General features: G+C 71.6%; 7 protein-coding genes. All 7 read right to left on the bottom strand.

Annotated features, from left to right (window positions below):
* Positions 1–22: 22 nt before the first annotated feature.
* Positions 23–9,664 (bottom strand): Ig-like domain repeat protein, encoded by a 9,642-nt coding sequence (locus HUT19_RS43915; protein ID WP_176179426.1) that lies wholly within the window; start codon positions 9,662–9,664, stop codon positions 23–25.
* Between the two features lie 341 nt (positions 9,665–10,005).
* Entirely contained in the window at positions 10,006–11,553 is a 1,548-nt protein-coding gene (locus HUT19_RS05885; RefSeq protein ID WP_176179425.1) for a GMC family oxidoreductase, read from the bottom strand.
* Positions 11,554–11,576: 23 nt separating this feature from the next.
* A complete protein-coding gene (locus HUT19_RS05880; RefSeq protein WP_176179424.1) occupies positions 11,577–13,121 on the bottom strand; it encodes an APC family permease in 1,545 nt (514 codons plus the stop codon).
* A 15-nt stretch (positions 13,122–13,136) separates the two neighbouring features.
* The gene (locus tag HUT19_RS05875) at positions 13,137–14,603 is read right to left on the bottom strand and encodes an aldehyde dehydrogenase family protein (RefSeq protein ID WP_176179423.1); all 1,467 of its coding nucleotides are present in this window, start codon (positions 14,601–14,603) and stop codon (positions 13,137–13,139) included.
* Positions 14,600–15,757, bottom strand: a complete 1,158-nt coding sequence (locus HUT19_RS05870) for an aromatic ring-hydroxylating dioxygenase subunit alpha (RefSeq protein ID WP_176179422.1) — start codon at positions 15,755–15,757, stop codon at positions 14,600–14,602. Before HUT19_RS05870 ends, HUT19_RS05875 begins: the two co-directional genes overlap by 4 nt.
* Positions 15,758–15,840: 83 nt before the next feature.
* On the bottom strand, positions 15,841–18,300 hold the full coding sequence (locus HUT19_RS05865) for an FAD-dependent oxidoreductase (RefSeq protein ID WP_176179421.1): 2,460 nt from the start codon (positions 18,298–18,300) through the stop codon (positions 15,841–15,843).
* Positions 18,297–19,382: an S-(hydroxymethyl)mycothiol dehydrogenase gene (locus HUT19_RS05860; RefSeq protein WP_176179420.1), complete on the bottom strand. Its 1,086-nt coding sequence runs from the start codon at positions 19,380–19,382 to the stop codon at positions 18,297–18,299. Before HUT19_RS05860 ends, HUT19_RS05865 begins: the two co-directional genes overlap by 4 nt.
* Positions 19,383–19,668 lie beyond the last annotated feature (286 nt).

Here is a 19,668-nt window from a genome sequence, read left to right as displayed (position 1 = left end):
CGGGCCGGTCCCCGGACAGGGCCTAGTTGGTCACCTGCTGCGTGGTGCTCCCCGCGGAGGGTGCGAAGTTGACCGAGCCGTTGTAGTTGGCGGTCACGGTGTGGGTCCCCTTCTGGAGCGGGTTGAACGTCCCGGAGGCCACACCGTTGACCAGGGTCACGGTCTGCGGGGTACGCCCGGGAATGGCGAGTGTGACGGTTCCGGTCGGGGTGCCCGTCGCCGGGGCGACCGCGGAAACGGTCGCGGTGACGGTCACCGGGTCACCCGTCGTCGAGGGGTTCGGCGAGGAGACCACGGCGGTCGTGGTGGTCGCCCGGTTGACCGTCTGGGTGTCGGTGCCACTGGAGGTGTTGTAGCTGTCGCTGCCGTTGTACGTGGCGGTGATGGTGAACGGACTTCCGGTCGTCGTCGTGTAGGTGCGGGTCACGGTGGCGATGCCGACGACGAGCGGAGCGGTGACGGCGGCGCTCCCGTCGCCGAAGGAGAAGGTGACCGTCCCGGTGGGAGCGCCGGTCGCGGCGGCGACCGTCGCCCGGACGGTCACCGACTGACCCACCACCGACGGGTCGGGGTTCGTGGTCACCGTGGTGGTGGTCGCGGTTTTGCCGACTGTCTGGGTGTCGGTGCCGCTGGAGGTGGTGAAGTTGGTGTCGCCGTTGTAGGTGGCGGTGACGGGGAACGGGCTTCCGGTCCTGGTGGCGTAGGTGTGGGTGACGGTGGCGAGGCCGCCGGAGAGCGTGGCCGTGGCGTTGCCGGTGCCGTCGCCGAAGCTGAAGGTGACGGCACCGGTGGGGGTTCCGGCGCCGGGCGGGACGGATGCCACGGTAGCGGTGAGGGTCACCGACTGCCCGGCCGTCGAGGGATCCGGTGTGGACACCACGCTCGTGGTGGTCGATGCCCTGTTGACGGTCTGGGTGTCGGTGCCGTTGGAGGTGTTGTAGCTGTCGCTGCCGTTGTAGGTGGCCGTGACGGCGTACGGACTGCCGAAGGTTCCGCTGAAGGGATGGGTGACCGTCGCGACCCCGCCGGAGAGCGTCGCCGTGGTGCTGCCCGTACCGTCGCCGAAGGTGAAGGTGACCGTGCCGGTCGGGGTGCCGTTCCCGGGCGTCTGCGGCGCCACCGTCGCGGTGAACGTCACCGACTGGCCCGCCACCGAGGGATCCGGCGCGGAGAACACCGTGGTGGTGGTGTTCGCCTTGTTGACGGTCTGGGTGTCGGTGCCGCTGGACGCCGTGAAGTCGGCGTCCGCGTTGTACGTGGCCGTGATGGAGAAGGGGCTTCCGGTCCTGGTGGCGTAGGTGTGGCTGACGGTCGCCACGCCGCCGGAGAGCGTGGCGGTGGCGTTGCCGGTGCCGTCGCCGAAGGTGAAGGTGACGGTGCCGGTGGGGGTTCCGGTGCCGGGGGCGACGGAGGCGACGGTGGCGGTGATGGTGGTGGCTTGTCCGGTGACGGTGGGGTCGGGGGTGGAGACCACGGTCGTGGTGGTGGCGGCCCGGTTGACGGTTTGGGTGTCGGTGCCGCTGGAGGTGGTGAAGTTGGTGTCGCCGTTGTAGGTGGCGGAGAGGGTGTACGGACTGCCGGACGTCCCCGCGTAGGTGTGGGTGAGGGTCGCCACGCCGCCGGAGAGCGTGGCGGTGGCGTTGCCGGTGCCGTCGCCGAAGGTGAAGGTGACGGTGCCGGTGGGGGTTCCGGTGCCGGGGGCGACGGAGGCGACGGTGGCGGTGATGGTGGTGGCTTGTCCGGTGACGGTGGGGTCGGGGGTGGAGACCACGGTCGTGGTGGTGGCGGCCCGGTTGACGGTTTGGGTGTCGGTGCCGCTGGAGGTGGTGAAGTTGGTGTCGCCGTTGTAGGTGGCGGAGAGGGTGTACGGACTGCCGGACGTCCCCGCGTAGGTGTGGGCGACCACCGCCAGGCCATTGCTCACCGGTGCGGTGACGGTGGGCGTGCCGTCGCCGAAGGTGAAGGTGACGGTGCCGGTGGGGGTTCCGGTGCCGGGCGCGGCGGAGGCGACGGTGGCGGTGATGGTGGTGGCTTGTCCGGCCACGGTCGGGTCGGGGGAGGAGACCACCGCGGTGGTCGTGGAGGCCCGGCCGACCGTCTGGGTGTCGGTGCCGCTGGAAGCGGTGAAGCCGGCGTCGCCGTTGTAGTCGGCGGTGACCGTGAAGGGGCCGCCCGCGGCGGTGTACGTATGGGTGATCCGGGCCACGCCACCGGAGACGGGCGCCATCGCGGTGGGGCTGCCGTCGCCGAAGTCGAAGGTGACGATCCCGGTGGGCACACCCGCACCCGGCGCGACCGGCGCCACGGCCGCGGTGAGGGTCACCGGCTGGCCGGTCACCGACGGATCCGGTGCGGAGGTGACCGTGGTGGTCGTCGACGCCGGGCCCACCGTGTGGGTGTCCGAGCCCGCGGAGGAGCTGAAGTCGCCGTCGCCGCTGTAGCTGGCGGTGACCGTGTAAAGGCTGCCCGTCGCTGTATAGGAGTGGGCGACCGTCGCCACCCCGCCGATGGCCGGTGCCGTGATGATCGCCGTGCCGTCGCCGAAGTCGAAGGAGACCGTACCGGTGGGCACTCCGCCGCCGGGCGGGGTCGGGGCCACGGTGGCGGTGAAGATGACCGGCTGCCCGGTCACCGAGGGGTCGGGGGAGGAGACCACCGTCGTCGAGGTGGTGGCGGCTCCGGCCGACACCGTGTGGAGGTCGGTGGTGGTGGCCGGGGCGAAGTCGGCGTCCCCGCTGTAGTTCGCGGTGACCGTGTAGGGGCTCCCGTCGGAGTCCGCGTAGGAGTGGCTGATGGTCGCCGCCCCGGCGGAGACCGTGGCCGTGACCGGTGTGCTGCCGTCGCCGAAGTCGAAGGTGACGGTGCCGGTGGGGGCGCCCGCGCCCGGGGCGGCGGCCGCCACCCTGGCGGTGAAGGTGACCTCCTGCCCGGCCACGGACGGGTCGGGGGAGGACACCAGCGTCATATCGGTGGCGGCCTGGTCGACCGACTGGCTGTCGGTGCCGGTCGAGGCGTTGAAGTCGGCGTCCCCGTGGTAGTCGGCGGTGACGGTGTACGGACTCCCCGCGGTGCCCGCCCAGGTGTGGGCGACGGTCGCCTGCCCCGCGGCGAGCGGCGCGGCAACGGAAGGCGTGCCGTCGCCGAAGGTGAAGGTGACGGTACCGGTGGGGGTTCCGGCCCCCGGCGCCACCGCCGAGACCGTGGCGGTGACGGTCACCGGCTGGCCCGCCACCGAGGGGTCGGGCGAGGTGGTCACGGCGGTGGTGGTCGCGGCCGGGGTCACGGTCTGGGTGTCGCTGCCGGTGGAGCCGGTGAACCCGGTGTCACCGCTGTAGGCGGCCGTGATGGCGTACGGACTCCCGGAGGTGGTGGTCCAGGTATGGGTGATGGTGGCGGTGCCCCCGGTCACCGCCGTGATGACCGCGGGGCTGCCGTCGCCCAGGTCGAAGGTGACGGTGCCGGTGGGGGTTCCGGCCCCCGGCGTCACCGCCGAGACCGTGGCGGTGACGGTCACCGGCTCGCCCGCCGCCGACGGATCGGGGGCGGAGCTGACCACCGTCGTGGACAGCGCCTGGGACACGGTGTGCGTGAGGGTGCTCACCGAGCCGGTGAAGCGGGCGTCGCCGTCGTAGGTCACGGTGGCGGTGTAGGGGCTGCCCGTCGGGTTGGTGTAGACGTGCTCGGTGGTCGCCTCACCGCCCGTGGCGGGGACGGCGTCCGGTGCGCTGCCGTCGCCGAAGTCGAAGGTCACCGTCCCGGTCGGGGTTCCCTCGCCCGGGGCGTCCGGTGCCACCCGCGCGATGAACGTCACCGGCTGGCCCGTCACCGAAGGATTCGGCAGGGTGATCACGGAGGTGCTGGTCGTGGCCGGTGCGACGGTCTGGGTGTCGGTGCCGCTGGAGGTGGTGAAGTCGGCGTCGCCGTTGTAGGTGGCGGTGACGGTGTACGGGCTGCCGACCGTGTCCACCCAGGCGTGGCTGACGGTGGCGCTGCCGTCCGCCACCACCGCGGTGACCTCCGGGGTGCCGTCGCCGAAGTCGAAGGTGACGGTGCCGGTGGGGGTCCCGGCCCCGGGTGCCACCACCCCGACCGTCGCGGTGACGGCCACCGGCTCACCCGACACCGAGGGGTCGGGCGAGGTGTCCACGGCGGTGGTGGTCGTCGCCGGGGCCACGCTCTGGACGGCGGAGCCGGTGGAGGGCGCGACGTCGGCGTCCCCGCTGTAGTCGGCCGTGACGGCGTAGGGACTTCCGGAGGAACTGGTCCAGGTGTGGGTGACCGCCGCCAGTCCGGCGGTGAGCGGTGCGGTGACGGGTGCGCTGCCGTCGCCGAAGTCGAAGGTGACGGTGCCGGTCGGTGTTCCGGCCCCCGGCGCGGCCACCGACACGTCCGCGGTCACGGTCACTTGTTGCCCGGCCACCGACGGCACGGGAGACAGGGCCACCGCCGTGGTGGACATGGCCTGGCCGACGGTCTGGGTGAAGGTGTCGCTGGAGCCCGTGTAGTCGATGTCGCCGCTGTAGGTGACGGCCACGGTGTACGGGCTGCCGGAGGTGGCGGTGAAGATGTGGTCGGCGGTGGCCACCCCGGCGACGACGGGGACGGCGGCCGTTGTGCCGTCGCCGAAGTCGAAGGTGACCGTCCCCGTCGGCGAGCCGCCGCCCGGCCCCACCGGGGCCACCGTCGCGGTGTAGCCGACCGGTTGGCCCACCACGGAGGGATGGGGCGCGGCGGTCACCGAGGTGGTGGTGGCGTCCTGGGTCACCGTATGGGTGGCCGTTGCCACCGAGGCGCCGAAGTCGGCGGTGCCGTTGTAGGTGGCGGTGATGGTGTACGGGCTGCCGAGGGCGGTGGTGTAGGCGTGGGTGAGGGTGACGGCCCCGCCGACCAGGGGAGCCGTGACGGGTGCCGTGGCGTCACCGAAGTTGATGGTGACCGTGCCGGTCGGGGTCCCGGCGCCCGGCGGCACGGTGGCGACCGTCGCGGTGACGGTCACCGGCTCGCCCACCACCGTGGGGCCCTGACCGACGGTCACCGTGGTGGCGGTCGAGGCCGGGTGCACGGTGTGGGTGTCGGTGGTGGTGGAGGCTGCGAAGCCGGTGTCGCCGTTGTAGGTGGCGGTGATGGTGTACGGGCTGCCGGAGGCGGTGGCGTACGGGTGGGTGACCGTCGCCAGACCGCCCACGGTGTTGACGGTGACGGTCGCCGTCCCGTCGCCGAGGTCGAAGGTGACCGTGCCGGACGGGGTCCCCGCCCCCGGGGCCACCGGCATGACGGCCGCGGTGACCGTCACCGGCTCGCCGACCACGGTCGGGTCGGGCGAGGAGAAGAGGGCGGTGGAGGTGGCCGCCTGGTTCACCGTCTGGGTCTCGGTGTCCGTGGAGGCGCTGAAGCTCGCGTCGCCGTTGTAGGTGGCGGTGATGGTGTACGGGCTGCCGGACGGACCGGCGTACGGATGGACGGCGGTCGCGGTCCCGTCGGCCACCGGCGCCAGGATGGGGTCCGAACCGTCGCCGAAGTCGAAGGTGACGGTCCCGGTCGGAGTCCCGGCGCCCACCGTCACCGGTGCCACGGCCGCGGTGAAGGTGACCGGTTCGCCGGTCACCGACGGATCCGGGGCGGAGGTCAGCGTTGTGGTGGTGGCCGCCAGGTTCACCGTCTGGGAGTCGACCCCGGCCGACCCGGCGAAGTCGGCGTCACCGCCGTACACGGCGGTGACCGTGTAGGGGCTTCCCACGGCCGCGGTGTAGACATGGGTGGCCGTCGCGGTGCCGGCGCCGCTGACCGGGCTGGTCACCGGTGCGGTGCCGTCGCCGAACTCGAAGGTCACCGTGCCGGTCGCGGTGCCCGAGGCGGGCGGCAGGACCGCCACGGTCGCGGTGAAGGTGACCGTCTGGCCGACGACGGACGGGTCCGGGGAGGAGGTCACCGTTGTCGAGGTGCTGGACACGTCCGCTTCCACCCGCTGGGCGGCGGTCCCGGTGGACGTGTCGAAGTCCTCGTCCCCGCTGTAGGACGCGGTGACGGTGTAGGGGCTGCCGGCGGTGCTGCCGTAGGAGTGCGTCGTCGTGGCGATACCGCCCGAGACCGGCACGGTGACGGGGGACGAGCCGTCGCCGAAGTCGAAGACCACCGTCCCGGTGGGCGCACCGGCGCCCGGCGGCACCGGAGTCACCCGCGCGATCAGCGTCACGGTCTGGCCCACCGCCGCGGGGTCCGCCGACGAGGTCACCGTGGTGGTGGTGTCTGCCGGGTCGACGATATGGGAGATGGTGTCCTCGGACGGGGCGAAGTCTTCGTCCCCGGCGTAGGCACCCGTGACGGTGTACGGGCTGCCGCTCGCGCTGGTGTAGGCGTGGTGGACCGTCACCGTGCCGTTCACGAGCTCGGCCGTGAGGATCGGGGTGCCGTCGCCGAAGTCGAGGGTGACCTGGCCCGTGGGGATCCCGGCCCCGGGCCCGTCGGGGGTCACCGTGACGGTGACCGCCTCACCGGTCACGGAGGGGTCGGGGGCGGCGGTGACCGTGGTGGTGGTCGCGGCCGGATCGACGCTGTGGAGCGCGGTGCCGGTGGACGGCACGAAGTTGACGTCACCGTCGTAGGTGACGGTGACCTGGTACGGGGTCTGCGAGGCGTTGGCGTAGGCGTGGCTCACCTCGGCGCCGCCGCCCGACAGCGGCACGGTGACGGTCGCCGTCCCGTCGCCGTAGTCGAAGGTGACGGTGCCGGTCGGGGTGCCCGAGGCGGGCGGGCCGGCTGCCACGGTCGCGCTGAGGGTGACCACCTGGCCGGTCACCGAGGGGTTGGGCGCGGTGGTCACCACCGTCTTCGACACCCCTTGGGTCACCACATGGGTGTCCGAGCCCGCGGAGGGGTTGAAGTTGTTGTCGCCGCCGTAGGTGACGTCGGCCGTGTACGGGCTGTCCGTCACGTCCGGGTTGGGGCGGGTGACCGTGGCGACGCCGCCGGTGACGGGCACGGTGACCGGCGCGGCGCCGTCGCTGAACTCGAAGGTCACCTCTCCCGTGGGTGAACCGGCCGCCGGGGCCACGGGGGTGATCTCTGCCACGAACGTCGTCGCCTCCCCCACCGCGGAGGGATCGGGGGTCGAGGTGACGGCGGTGGTGGTGTCGGCGGTCTGGACCGTCTGGAGGTCGGTGCCCGCGGAGGTGGCGAAGTCGGCGTCTCCGTTGTAGGTGGCCGTGACGGTGTAGGGGGTCCCGGCGGCGGCGGAGAAGGAGTGCGTGGCCTCGGCGACACCCCCCACGACAACGGTGACGATCGGGGTGCCGTCGCCGAAGTCGAAGGTGACGGTGCCGGTGGGGATGCCCGCCCCGGGCGGCAGGGCCGCGACGGTCGCGGTGAAGTCCACCGGTTCACCCACGGCGGAGGGGTCGGGGGTGGAGGTCAGGGTGGTGACGGTGCCGGAGAGCTGCACGGTGTGGGAGTCGTTGCCGAGGGACCCGGTGAAGTCGGTGTCGCCGTTGTACGTGGCCGTGAGGGAGAACGGACTGCCACTGGTGCCGGAATAGGTGTGGGTGGTCTCCGCGCTGCCGCCCGACAGCGGTACGGTGACGGGCGCCGTCCCGTCGTCGAAGTCGAAGGTGACGGTGCCGGTGGGGACACCCGCCCCGGGCGGGACGGCGGCGATCGTCGCGGTGATGGTCACCGGCTCGCCCGCCACCGACGGATCGGGGCCGGAGCTCACGGTTGTTGTCGTGGAGGACGGTCCCACCGTCGCGGCGGACGTCCCCGCGGCGGCGGAGAAGTCGGGGTCACCGCTGTAGCTGGCGGTGATGGTGTACGGGCTGCCAGCGGTGCCGGTGAAGGTGTGGGTGGTCTCGGCGGTGCCGCCGGTCAGGGTGACGACGGCGGGCGGTGAGCCGTCGCCGAAGTCGAAGGTGACGCTGCCGGTCGGGGTTCCCGCCCCGGGTGCCACGGCGGTGACGGTGGCGGTCACGGTCACCGGCTGTCCGGCCACCGAAGGGAGGGGCGAGATGCCGACCGCGACACTGGTGGACGCCTGCCCGACGGTCTGGGTGTCGGAGCCCGCCGAGGGGTTGAAGTTGGCGTCGCCGCTGTAGTCGGCGGTGACCGTGTACGGGCTGCCGCCGGTGTCGGCGTAGGCGTGGTCCACCGTCGCGGCGCCGCCCGACAGCGGCAGGGTGGCGGTCGGGGCGCCGTCGCCGAAGTCGAGGGTCACCGTGCCGGTCGGGGTTCCGGCGCCCGGTGCCACCGGAGCCACCCGCGCGACGAAGGTGACCGGCTGTCCGGTCTGGGACGGGTCGGGGGCACCGGTCAGTGCGGTGGTGGTCGAGGCCGCCGTCACCACCTGGGTGTCCGTGCCGGTGGACGGGAAGAACAGCACCTCGCCGTTGTAGGTGGCGGTGATGGCGTAGGGGGCCTGGGACGGTGCGGTGTAGGCGTGGCCGACCGTGGCCGTGCCGTCGGTCAGCGCCACCGTGACGGGATCCGTGCCGTCGCCGAAGGCCAAGGTGACGGTGCCGGTCGGGGTGCCCGTGGTGGGCGGGACACCCGTGACCGTCGCGGTGAACGTCACCGGTTCGCCGACGACGGAGGGGTCGGGCGCGGAGCTGACAGCCGTCTCCGTCGGCGCCAGGTAGCCGAATGCGCCGGGCAGGGTCACGGTGCCGCCGGGAGTGGTCACGGTGATGTCGGCGGAGCCCGGCGTCCCCGGCGGTGTCACCACCACGACCAGGGTGTCGGAGGAGGCGCGGAAGGACACCGCGGGGACACCGCCGATGCTGACGCCCGTGACGCGGGAGAGCCCGGTGCCGGTGAGCACGATGATGCTGCCGCCCGCGATCGGCCCGGTGGACGGGGTGACGTCGGTGACGCTGGGGACCGGCTCGTAGGTGTAGGCCAGCCGGTTGCTCACCCCGCCGGCGGTGGCGACGTAGACCGGGACGGTGCCCGCCGCGGTCGCGGGCGGAGCGGTCACCAGCAGCTGCTGATCGGAGACTGCGGTGGGGAACGCGAAGGAGTCACCGAAGTACACCAGCTGCGCGGTGCTCAGATTGATGCCGGTCAGCTCGACGACATTGCCGCCGCCGATCGGTCCGGCATCGGGCACCACGGTCTTCAGACGGGGCCAGGGGATGTAGTAGAAGGTGCCGATGGGGGCGGTACCACCGGGGGTGGTCACCGTGACCGGCACCGCTCCGGTGCCCCAGGGGCTCACCGCCACGATCGTCTGGTCGTCCAGGACGGAGAAGCTGGCCGCGGGATGGGGGCCGAAGGACACGTCGGTGGCGAGGGTGAAGTGGTGTCCGATGATGGTCACCAGCGTTCCGCCGCTGTACGGGCCCTGGTCGGGGAAGACACCGGACATCGCCTCGAGGAGGATGCCGGGCGGATCGTCGGCCGCCCCGAACCGCGCGGGGGCGAGCAGCGGTCCGGCGCCCGGGCGGGGACGGGGGAGGGAGCCGAACAGGGCGGCGGTGTCCAGTGTCGCGGGTACCCCGGTGACATCGGCCGCGGTGCAGACCACCAGCCGGTCGGGGGCGGCCGACCGCGCCACGAGCGGGATCGGGGTGCGGAGGGTGCGGACGAGCCTGTGGGAATCGGGGTCGACGACGGCGAGGCAATCCCCGCCACGGTCGGTGACGATGACCAGCCCGCACGGGCGATACGGCGTCAGCATGACGGCTCCAGACCAGCTCGCGGGGCCCGCCGCGCCGAAGCGGCGCCCGCACGCGCACACCGCCTTGGCCGGTCCCTGCACGTCCTGTTTCGGAGGAGCGCGGGGCGCGGAGGCATCGCACGGATGCTTCCGTATTCGGGCAGGCGCCTCCACTCCTCCGGAAAGGATGGGCGGCCCACCGGAATCGGACGGATTCAGTAACCCATTCCGGTGATAAGGAAGGCAACGCTCCGGACAGCGGGTCACCCGAACGGACGAGTCGGACATCACGGGCGCCCCCTTCCGGACCGTCCGGAAGGGGGGTAAGGAGTCGCCCACGAGGGCCCGTTGAAGCCTGGGCCCTAGCTTCCCTGCTTGATCATGTCGGCACACTTCTCACCGATCATCATCGTGGTGATGCACGGGTTGACGGCGACCAGATGAGGCATCACCGAGCCGTCGCACACCCGCAGTCCGGTCACCCCCTTCACCCGCAGCTGGGGATCGAGCGGCGCCGACGGGTCGTCCCGCGCTCCCATCTTCACCGTGCACGCCGGGTGGTAGACGGTGTTGTGGGTGTCACGGATGTAGCCGAACAGCTCCTCGTCGGTGTGCACATCGGGGCCCGGGGCGAGTTCGGCGCCCGCCCACTCGGCCAGTGCCGGCCGGGCCGCGATCTCCCGCGCCAGCCGCAGCCCGTACGTCATCACCCGGATGTCGTGCTCATGGGTGAAGTAGCGCGGATCCACCCGGGGTTTGTCGCGGAAGTCGCGGGTGCGCAGCCGGACCGTGCCGGTGGAGCGGGCACGCGTCACATTGGGGGTGAGGCAGAAGGCGTTCTCGGAGGTCGGATAGCCGCGCCGGTAGGTGTTCATGTCGAACGGCACCGAGCCGTAGTGGAACATCAGGTCCGGGCGGTCCAGGCCCGGTTCGGTGCCCGCGAAGATACCGATCTCCCACCACTGCGTGGAGCTGGTGACCATGGGCTGCTTCGCCTCCCACATGATCACGCCCTCCGGGTGGTCCTGGAGGTTCTCACCGACGCCCGGCGCGTCCACGGCCACCTCGACGCCGGTCTCGCGCAGATGGTCCGCCGGGCCGATCCCGGAGAGCATCAGCAGCTTCGGGGAGTCGATCGCACCGCAGGAGACGATCACCTCCCGCCGTGCCCGCACCCGGAGGGTGTGGATCAGATCGGGGGAGAGGTAGTCGACCCCGCGACAGCGCCGGTCGCCCTCCAGCACCAGCCGTTTCGCCTGCACCCCGGTGCGTATCTCCAGATTGGGCCGCTTTCCCATCAGGGGATGGAGATAGGCGACCGAGGACGACTGACGGGTGTTGTTCTCATCGGAGTTGATCTGGAACCAGTGGGCGCCGCGGACCACCGTGGTGCCGGTGTTGAACGGGGTGGTGGGGATGCCCGCCTCCGCACACGCCTCCAGCAGCGCGGCCCCGCACGGATCCTTCGGCGGCACGGTGCGGATGGTGACCGGGCCGCCGCGCCCGTGGTGGTCGCCGGGCGCGTCGTTGGTCTCCAGACGGCGGTACAGCGGAAAGGTTTCGTCGGACTGCCAGCCCGTACAGCCGCCCGCCGCCCACTCGTCCAGGTCCTCCGCCGGGGCCCAGAAGGCGATGCAGGAGTTGTGCGAGGAACAGCCGCCGAGCACCTTGGCGCGGGCGTGCCGCATAAAGCTGTTGCCGGACTCCTGCGGCTCCACCGGGTAGTCCCAGTCGTAGCCGGACTCCAGCAGCCCCATCCAGCGGTCCAGCCGCAGTACGTTGTCGTCGCCGACGTCGGAGGGGCCCGCCTCCAGGACGCACACCGTGACCGAAGGGTCCTCGCTCAGCCGCGCCGCGACCACATTGCCGGCCGTACCGCCGCCGACCACCACATAGTCGAACTCGTCCATGTCTTCTCCTCCTTCAGTTCCTGCTAGTCGCTGACGGCGGGGACCGGGGTGCCGGACGGCTCGGGGTCGCCGGCGGCCGCGTGCTCGGCCAGTACACCGGTGCGTTGGCGCTGGACGAACCAGTAGTAGGCGAAGCCGCCGAGCGCGACGGTCCCCACGAAGAGGAACGCGCCCCAGCGCAGATACCAGTGGTGCGGGGGCGCCGGGTTGTAGACCGCGTCCCGCGGCCAGGCGAGGTTGATCATCATGCCCGCGCCCCACAGCACCGCGATCAGATTGACCGGCAGTCCGAACCGGCCGAGGGAGAACCGCCCCTCGCCCGCCGGGGTCCACCGGCCGCGCAGCCGCGCCACCAGCATCGGCAGGGTGACCAGCAGATAGGCGAGATAGATCATGATGATGCCGATGCTGGTCACCACGGAGAAGATCTGCGGCTGCCGGATGTTGACGGCCAGGACGGCCAGCGCGAGCACACCCACGATCACCGCGGGCAGCACCGGGGTCTTGAACCGCGGACTGACCCGGGCCATCAGCGAGGCGGCGGGCAGATTGTTGTCCCGCGCCATGGCGAACGCGAGCCGGACGGCGGCGGTGTGCACCGCCAGCGCGCACACGGTCACCGCGATCAGCACACACCACAGCATCGCCTTGCCGACCGTCGGGCCCAGTACGTCGAGCACGATGTACTGGAGTCCGTCGGTGGACAGCCCTTCGCCGGTCAGACTGCCCACGCTCATCAGCGCCAGCAGCAGGATCAGCCCTCCCAGGACGAAGGAGGCGATGAGCGCGCGCAGGATCGCGCGGGGCGCGTTGCGCGAGGGGTCCAGGGACTCCTCACCGAGCGAGGCCGCGGTGTCGAAGCCGTACATCACATACGCGGAGGCGAGCGAGGCGGTGAGGAAGGCGCCCAGATAGCCGAGGTTCTGGCCGGAGCCGGTGTGCGCGGTCTCGGTGACCACCTCCGGCCCGCGCACCACATGGACGGCGAAGAGGGCGATCAGCACCACGGTGGCGATGAGTTCGAGGAAAACACCCGCGGTGTTGATCCGGGCCATCAGCTTGACCCCGAAGGCGTTGACCACGGTGGTGAAGAGGATGAGCACCGCGGCCAGCAGCACCGCGTTGGTCGCCGTGTCGTACTGCCCGGTGCCGTCCCCGATGAACTGGAACGACGAGGAAATCTGCGGCAGCGTCAGCTGGTAGGCCAGGGCCACCGCGGCCAGCGAGACGATCGAGGCGACCAGCATCATCCATCCGGCCAGCCAGCCCACATGGGCGTTGCCCAGCCGTTTGGACCAGTTGTAGACCGAGCCCGCGACCGGATAGCGGGCGGCCAGCTCGGCGAAGCACAGCGCCACCATGAGCTGTCCTGCGAAGACCATCGGCCAGGACCACCAGTAGGCGGGCCCGCCCTGGCCGTAGCCGAAGTAGAAGAGCTGGAAGGTGCCGGTGAGGATGGAGATGTAGCTGATTCCGGCGGCGAAGGTGTGGAAGTTGCCCAGCGTTCTTTTCAGTTCGGGGCGGTAGCCGAACTCCGCGAGTTCGGCGTCGTCCTGGGAAGGGGGCATGCGCGGACTCCAAATTCAGGCGAACCAGCCCTGGGGACGCGGACGGGTGTTGCGCCAGATGTGCTTGGCCTCGCGGTACTCCGCGAGGCCGCTGGGCCCCAGCTCCCGCCCGGTCCCGGACTGTTTGAACCCGCCCCACTCCGCCTGCGGCAGATAGGGGTGGTAGTCGTTGATCCATACGGTGCCCAGCCGCAGCCGGGACGCGACCCGCTGGGCCCGCCCCTCGTCACCGGACCACACCGCCCCCGCGAGTCCGTAGATGGTGTCGTTGGCCAGCCGGACCGCCTCGTCCTCGGAGGCGAAACGTTCCACCGTGAGCACCGGCCCGAAGGACTCGTCGGCCAGCACCGACATCCCGCTGTGGCACTCGTCCAGCACGGTCGGCAGGTAGTAGAAGCCGTCCCGGAGGGCCGGGTCGTCCGGCCGGGTCCCGCCGCAGCGCAGCCGCGCCCCCTCCGCGATCCCCGCCGCCACGTACGCCTCGACCTTGGACCGGTGCGCGGCCGAGATCAGCGGACCGGTCCGGGCCCGTTCGTCGAACGGCCCGCCCAGCCGGATCCCGCGGGCGCGGCGCACCACCTCGTCGACGAACGCGTCGTGCAGCGAGTCCTCCACCAGCAGCCGGGCACCGGCCGAGCACACCTGTCCGGAGTGCAGGAAGACCGCGGTGAGCGCGTAGTCCACGGCCGTCTCGAAGTCCGCGTCGGCGAAGACGACATTGGGGTTCTTGCCGCCCAGCTCCAGCGAGGTCCGCTTCACCGTGCCCGAGGCCGCGGCCATGATCCGCCGCCCGGTCCGCAGCCCCCCGGTGAAGGACACCATGTCCACATCGGGGTTGTCGGTCAGCGGCGCCCCGGCCTCGGCCCCCGGGCCCAGCACCAGATTGGCGACCCCGCCCGGCAGCCCCGCCTCCGCCAGCAGCCGCATCAGGGCAATGGCCGTACTCGGCGTCAGCTCACTGGGTTTGAGGACGAAGGTATTGCCCGCGGCGAGCGCGGGCGCCACCTTCCACGAGGTCTGCAACAGCGGATAGTTCCACGGGGTGATCAGCGCACACACCCCGACCGGTTCATGGACCACCCGGCTGACGGCGTGCTCAAGACCGGTGTCCACCTCCCGGTCCACCTCGGTGCGCACCAGTCTGCCGTAGTAGCGGAAGCACGCCGCGACATCGTCGATGTCGAGTTCGCTCTCCGCCAGCCGTTTGCCGGTGTCCAGGGACTCGGCACGGGCGAGCTCGGCCCGGTCCCGCTCCAGCAGATCCGCCACGCGCAGCAGCAGATCGCCGCGGGTGGCCGCCGGGGTACGGGGCCACGGCCCCTGGTCGAACGCCTGCCGGGCGGCGGCCACGGCCTCGGCCGCGTCCTTGGCGCCGCCCTCGTCGACGACCGCCACCAGCGTGCCGTCGGCCGGGCAGCGGATCTCCCGGGTGCGCTGGTCGATCGCTTCGGTCCACTGGCCACCGATGAAGAGATCAGTCACGGGCATTCCTCCGCTGTCGGGGTCGGGACATGGTCGGTCACCCATTGGTGGAAGGCGCCGATGTGGTGTTCGCTGGGGACGAGCACTCCACCGCGCCGGTACGCCCGCGAGTCCATGGCGGGCTGGGTGCGCTCACAGGCGTCGAAGTCCTGCGTGTTCACGCGGTGGAACAGCTCGACCGACTTCGACAGATCCCGGTCGGAGGCCACGACTTCCGGTGCGTACAGCCAGTCGCACTCCACCAGGGTGCGGTCGGCGGCGAGCGGGAACATCCGGTGGACGATCACATGGTCGGGCACCAGGTTGATGAACACCTGCGGCCGCACCGTGATCGCGTAGTAGCGGCGGTCCTGTTCCTCGGCGATCCCGGTGATCCGGTCGAATCCCGCGCTGCCGTCCACCGTGAAGCCCTCGGCCTCCTCGGCGAACTCCGCGCCGTGGCCGACGAAGTACTGCGCGGCCAGACCGTCCGCGAACTCCGGGAGCACCTCGGTCAGCTCCGGGTGGATCGTCGCGCAGTGGTAGCACTCCATGAAGTTCTCGACGATGAGCTTCCAGTTGGCCCGGATGTCGTAGGAGATCCGGCGGCCCAGGGCCAGCTCCGCCACGTCGTAGCGCTCCACCGCCTCGGCGTCGCCCAGCCGTTCGGCGACCGAGCCGATCACCGTCTCCTCGAAGGACGGCGGCTGGTCGGCCAGGCACACCCAGGCGTAGCCGAGCCACTCCCGCAGGGTCACCGGGATCAGCCCGCGCTCGACCCGGTCGATATCGGGCATCCTCTGGAGGTTGGGGGCGGCGGTGAGCCTGCCGTCCAGGTCGTAGGTCCAGGCGTGGTACGGGCACTGGAGCGAGCGCCGGACCGTACCGGACTCCTCGGTGCACAGCCGGGCGCCGCGATGGCGGCAGATGTTGAGGAACGCGCGCAGTTCGCCGCGGCGGTTCCGGGTGATCAGTACACTCTCCCGGCCGACCTGCACGGTGCGGAACGCTCCGGGGCGGTCCAGGTCGGCGCTGCGCACGGCGCAGTACCACAGGGCCTCGAACAGGTGCTCCTGCTCCTGGCGGAAGATCCCGGGAGAGGTGTACCAGTGGCCGGGGAGAGTGCTGATCAGACTGGGTGATGTGGCGGCAGTGGATGCGGGAGCCACAGTCATGGGGTTCTCCTCAGACGGGCGCGGCGATCAGCCGGCGGGGTCGAAGAACTCGAAGGGACGGGGAGACGGGGACGCCGGGGAGATCAGCGGCGGATCCGCGCCATCTTCGGATCGAAGAGGGGCTCGGCGGCGACGGTCGCGGGGACCTTCTCGCCGAAGTACTCGAGGTGCACGGCGGTGCCGGGGGCGGCGGCCGCGGCGGGCAGCCAGGCGTAGGCGACCGTGCGGCCGACGGTGTAGCCGTAGGCGGCGCTGGTCACATAGCCCGCGGGGACGCCGTCGACGAACACCGGCTCGCCGCCCATGACCAGTGCGGCCGGATCGTCCAGGGTGAGACAGGTCAGCCTGCGCCGCGCGGTCTCCTCCGAACGGCCCTCGAGCGCTGCCCGCCCGATGAAGTCGCCCTTGTCCTTCCGGACGGCGAAGCCGACCCCGGCCTCGTACGGGTCGTGCTCGGTAGTCATGTCATGGCCCCAGGCGCGGTACCCCTTCTCCAGCCGCAGGCTGTTGAAGGCCGAGCGCCCGGCGGCGATCACACCGTGCCGCTGTCCCGCCTCCCACAGGGTGTCCCACAGCCGCAGGCCCATATCGGCGGTGGTGTACAGCTCCCAGCCCAGTTCGCCGACATAGCTCAGCCGCATCGCGGTGACCGGCACATGGCCGAGGAAGGTCTGCCGGGCCTTGAAGTAGCCGAACGCGCCGTGGGAGAAGTCGTCACGGGTGAGCGGCTGCACCAGGTCCCGGGCGAGCGGGCCCCACACCCCGATGCAGCAGGTGCCGGGGGTGATGTCGGCGATGTGCACGTCGTCCGGTGCGTGCCGCAGCAGCCAGTCCAGGTCCAGACCGCCGTTGGCGCCCACCTGGAAGCGGTTCTCCGCCAGCCGCGCGACGGTCAGATCGCTGCGCACACCCCCGGCCTCGTCCAGCAGCAGGGTGTAGGTGACCGAACCGGGCTTCTTCGCCAGCTGGTTGGTGGTCATCCGCTGGAGGAAGGCGAGCGCGCCGCGCCCGCTGACCTCCAGCCGCTTGAGCGGGGTCATGTCGTACAGCGCGACCCGCTCCCGGGTGATCCGGGCCTCGGCAGCGGCGATCGGCGACCAGTAGCGGGCCGACCAGGCGTCGCGCTCGGGCAGTTCGAGTCCCTCGGCGAGCGGGGCGTTGGCCTCGTACCAGTGCGGCCGCTCCCAGCCCCCGCCCTCCAGGAAGAAGGCGCCCAGCTCCCGCTGGCGGACATGGAACGGGCTGATCCGCAACGGCCGGGGCCGCTCCATGGGTTGCAGCGGGTGGATGACGTCGTAGACCTCGACAAAGTTCTGGGCGCCGCGCTCGGCCACATAGGCGGGGGAGCGCTGGACGTCCTCGAAGCGGTAGAGATCGCATCCGTGGACATCGGTGGTGGGCCGTCCGTCGGTCATCCACTCGGCGACGGCCCTGGCGACGCCCGCGGAGTGGGTGACCCACACCGCCTCGGCCAGCCAGAAGCCGCGCACCTCACGGGACTCGCCGATGACCGGCATCCCGTCGGGAGTGAAGGAGAAGACGCCGTTGAAACCCTCCTCGACGCGGCTCGCGCCGAGCGCCGGAAGCAGCCCGACGCTGTCCTCCCAGCTGGGCGCGAAGTCCTCCGCGGTGAACGGCAGCGAGGACGGCATCACGGGGGCGTCGTCGTAGGCGGGCACCGCGGCCGCGTCGACCGGCATCGGCCGGTGTGCGTAGGAGCCGATGCCGATGCGGTCGGTGTGCTCGCGGTAGTACAGATCGCGGTCCTGGAAGCGCAGGATCGGCCGGTTCGCCTCGGTGCGCGGGTCGCCCCGTCCCGCCAGCTCCGGCAGCGGCGCGGTCTTGGCGTACTGGTGGGCCAGCGGCAGCAGCGGCACCGGCACCCCGGCCATCGCGCCGATCAGCGGGCCCCAGAAACCGGCGGCGGAGACCACGATGTCGGCGTCGAAGCGGCCCCGGTCGGTGACCACCCCGGTGACCCGTCCGTCCTCCTGCTCGATCCCGGTCACGGTGTGCCGGCCCAGGAAGCGGGCGCCGCGCTCGGTGGCCCGCTCCATCTGGGCACGGGAGGCGAGCAGGGCGCGGGCGAGTCCGTCGTCCGGGGTGTGCAGCCCGCCGAGGATCTTCTCCTGGTCCAGCAGGGGCCAGAGCTGGGCGCAGCGCTCGGGGCCGAGCAGTTCGGCCCGTACGCCCCAGGAGGCGGCGAGCCCGGCCTTGCGGTGCAGATCGGCCCAGCGCTCCTCGCTGGTGGCGATCTCCAGTCCGCCCACCGGGTTGAAGCAGGACAGCCCGTCCACCTCGAGGGCGGAGAACTTGGCGACGGTGTAGGCGGCGAAGTCGGTGAGGGTCTTGGAGGGGCTGGTCTGGAAGACCAGTCCGGGCGCGTGCGAGGTCGAGCCGCCGGGGGCCGGCAGCGGCCCCTGTTCCAGGACGACGACCTCACTCCAGCCGCGGGCGGTCAGTTCGTCGGCCAGTGAGCAGCCGACGATACCGGCGCCGACGATGACGACGCGCTGCTGCCTGCTGATGGCGTCGGCGCTCACAGGACCACCACCGACCGCAGCACCTCACCGCGCTGCATCTTGGCGAACGCCGGCTCCACCTCGTCCAGCGTGATCGTCTCGCTGATGAAGGCCTCCAGGTCCAGCTTGCGGCTGAGGTGGAGGTCGACCAGGACGGGGAAGTCCCGGCTGGGCAGACAGTCGCCGTACCAGGACGACTTGAGGGCGCCGCCGCGCGAGAACAGGTCGATCAGCGGCAGGTCGATCCGCATCTCCGGGTCCGGCACGCCGACCTGCACCAGCACCCCGGCGTGGTCGCGCATGTAGAAGCCCTGCCGGTAGGTCTCGGGGCGGCCCACCGCGTCGATGACCACATCGGCGCCGAAGCCGCCGGTCAGTTCGCGCACCGCCTCGACCGGATCGGTACCACGGGAGTTGACGGTGTCGGTGGCGCCGAAGCGGGTGGCCGCGTCCAGCTTCGTGTCGTCGATATCGACCGCGATCACCCGGCGCGCCCCGGCCAGCGAGGCCCCGGTGATGGCCGCGTTGCCGACCCCGCCGCACCCGATGACGGCCACCGTGTCGCCGTTGGAGACCTGCCCGGTGTGCACGGCCGCGCCGTAACCGGCCATCACCCCGCAGCCGATCAGGCCCGCCGCTTCGGGGCGCGCGGACGGGTCGATCTTCACCGCCTGGCCCGCCGCGACCAGTGTCTTCTCGGCGAACGCCCCGATGCCCAGGGCCGGGCTGAGCGGGGTGCCGTCCGCGAGGGTCATCGGCTGGACGGCGTTGCGGCTGTCGAAGCAGTACCAGGGGCGGCCCCGGCGGCAGGAGCGGCAGCCGCCGCAGGGGGCGCGCCAGGCCAGGACGACGTAGTCGCCGGGGGCGAGTCCGGTGACGCCCGGGCCGACGGTCTCGATGGTCCCCGCCGCCTCGTGCCCGAGCAGATACGGGAACTCGTCACTGATCGCGCCCTCCCGGTAGTGCAGATCGGTGTGGCACACCCCGCACGCCTGGACGGCCACCAGCACCTCGCCGGGGCCGGGGTCGGGCACGATGATCGGCACCACCTCCACGGGGGCACCTTTTTTGACCGCGACGACGGCGCGGGCTTCTTGCGGCATGGCTCACTCCTCTGTTCTCCTGCGCTCGCAGGGACCGGTGCGTGGGGAGCTGGCATGGCGGACTCGAGATGCGGGGAATCCGACCGGTTCAACGGTCATGGGTTACCCTCGAGTTGCGTATAGCGCGGCGTGTTGCGCGATGGGAGACATCCTGAAAGTCGCTCCCCCATGCGGTCAAGAGGTGCGCGTAAACCACCTGTAACGAAGCGTTGACCCGGTATTTCGTGGCTGCGCACAGCGCTTCCGGCGGTTTCCCCGCAGACACGACGAGGGGGCCGGACGGATC

The sequence above is a fragment of the Streptomyces sp. NA02950 genome (assembly GCF_013364155.1).
GTDB lineage: Bacteria > Actinomycetota > Actinomycetes > Streptomycetales > Streptomycetaceae > Streptomyces.
This window is presented reverse-complemented; position numbering and strand designations above follow the sequence as displayed.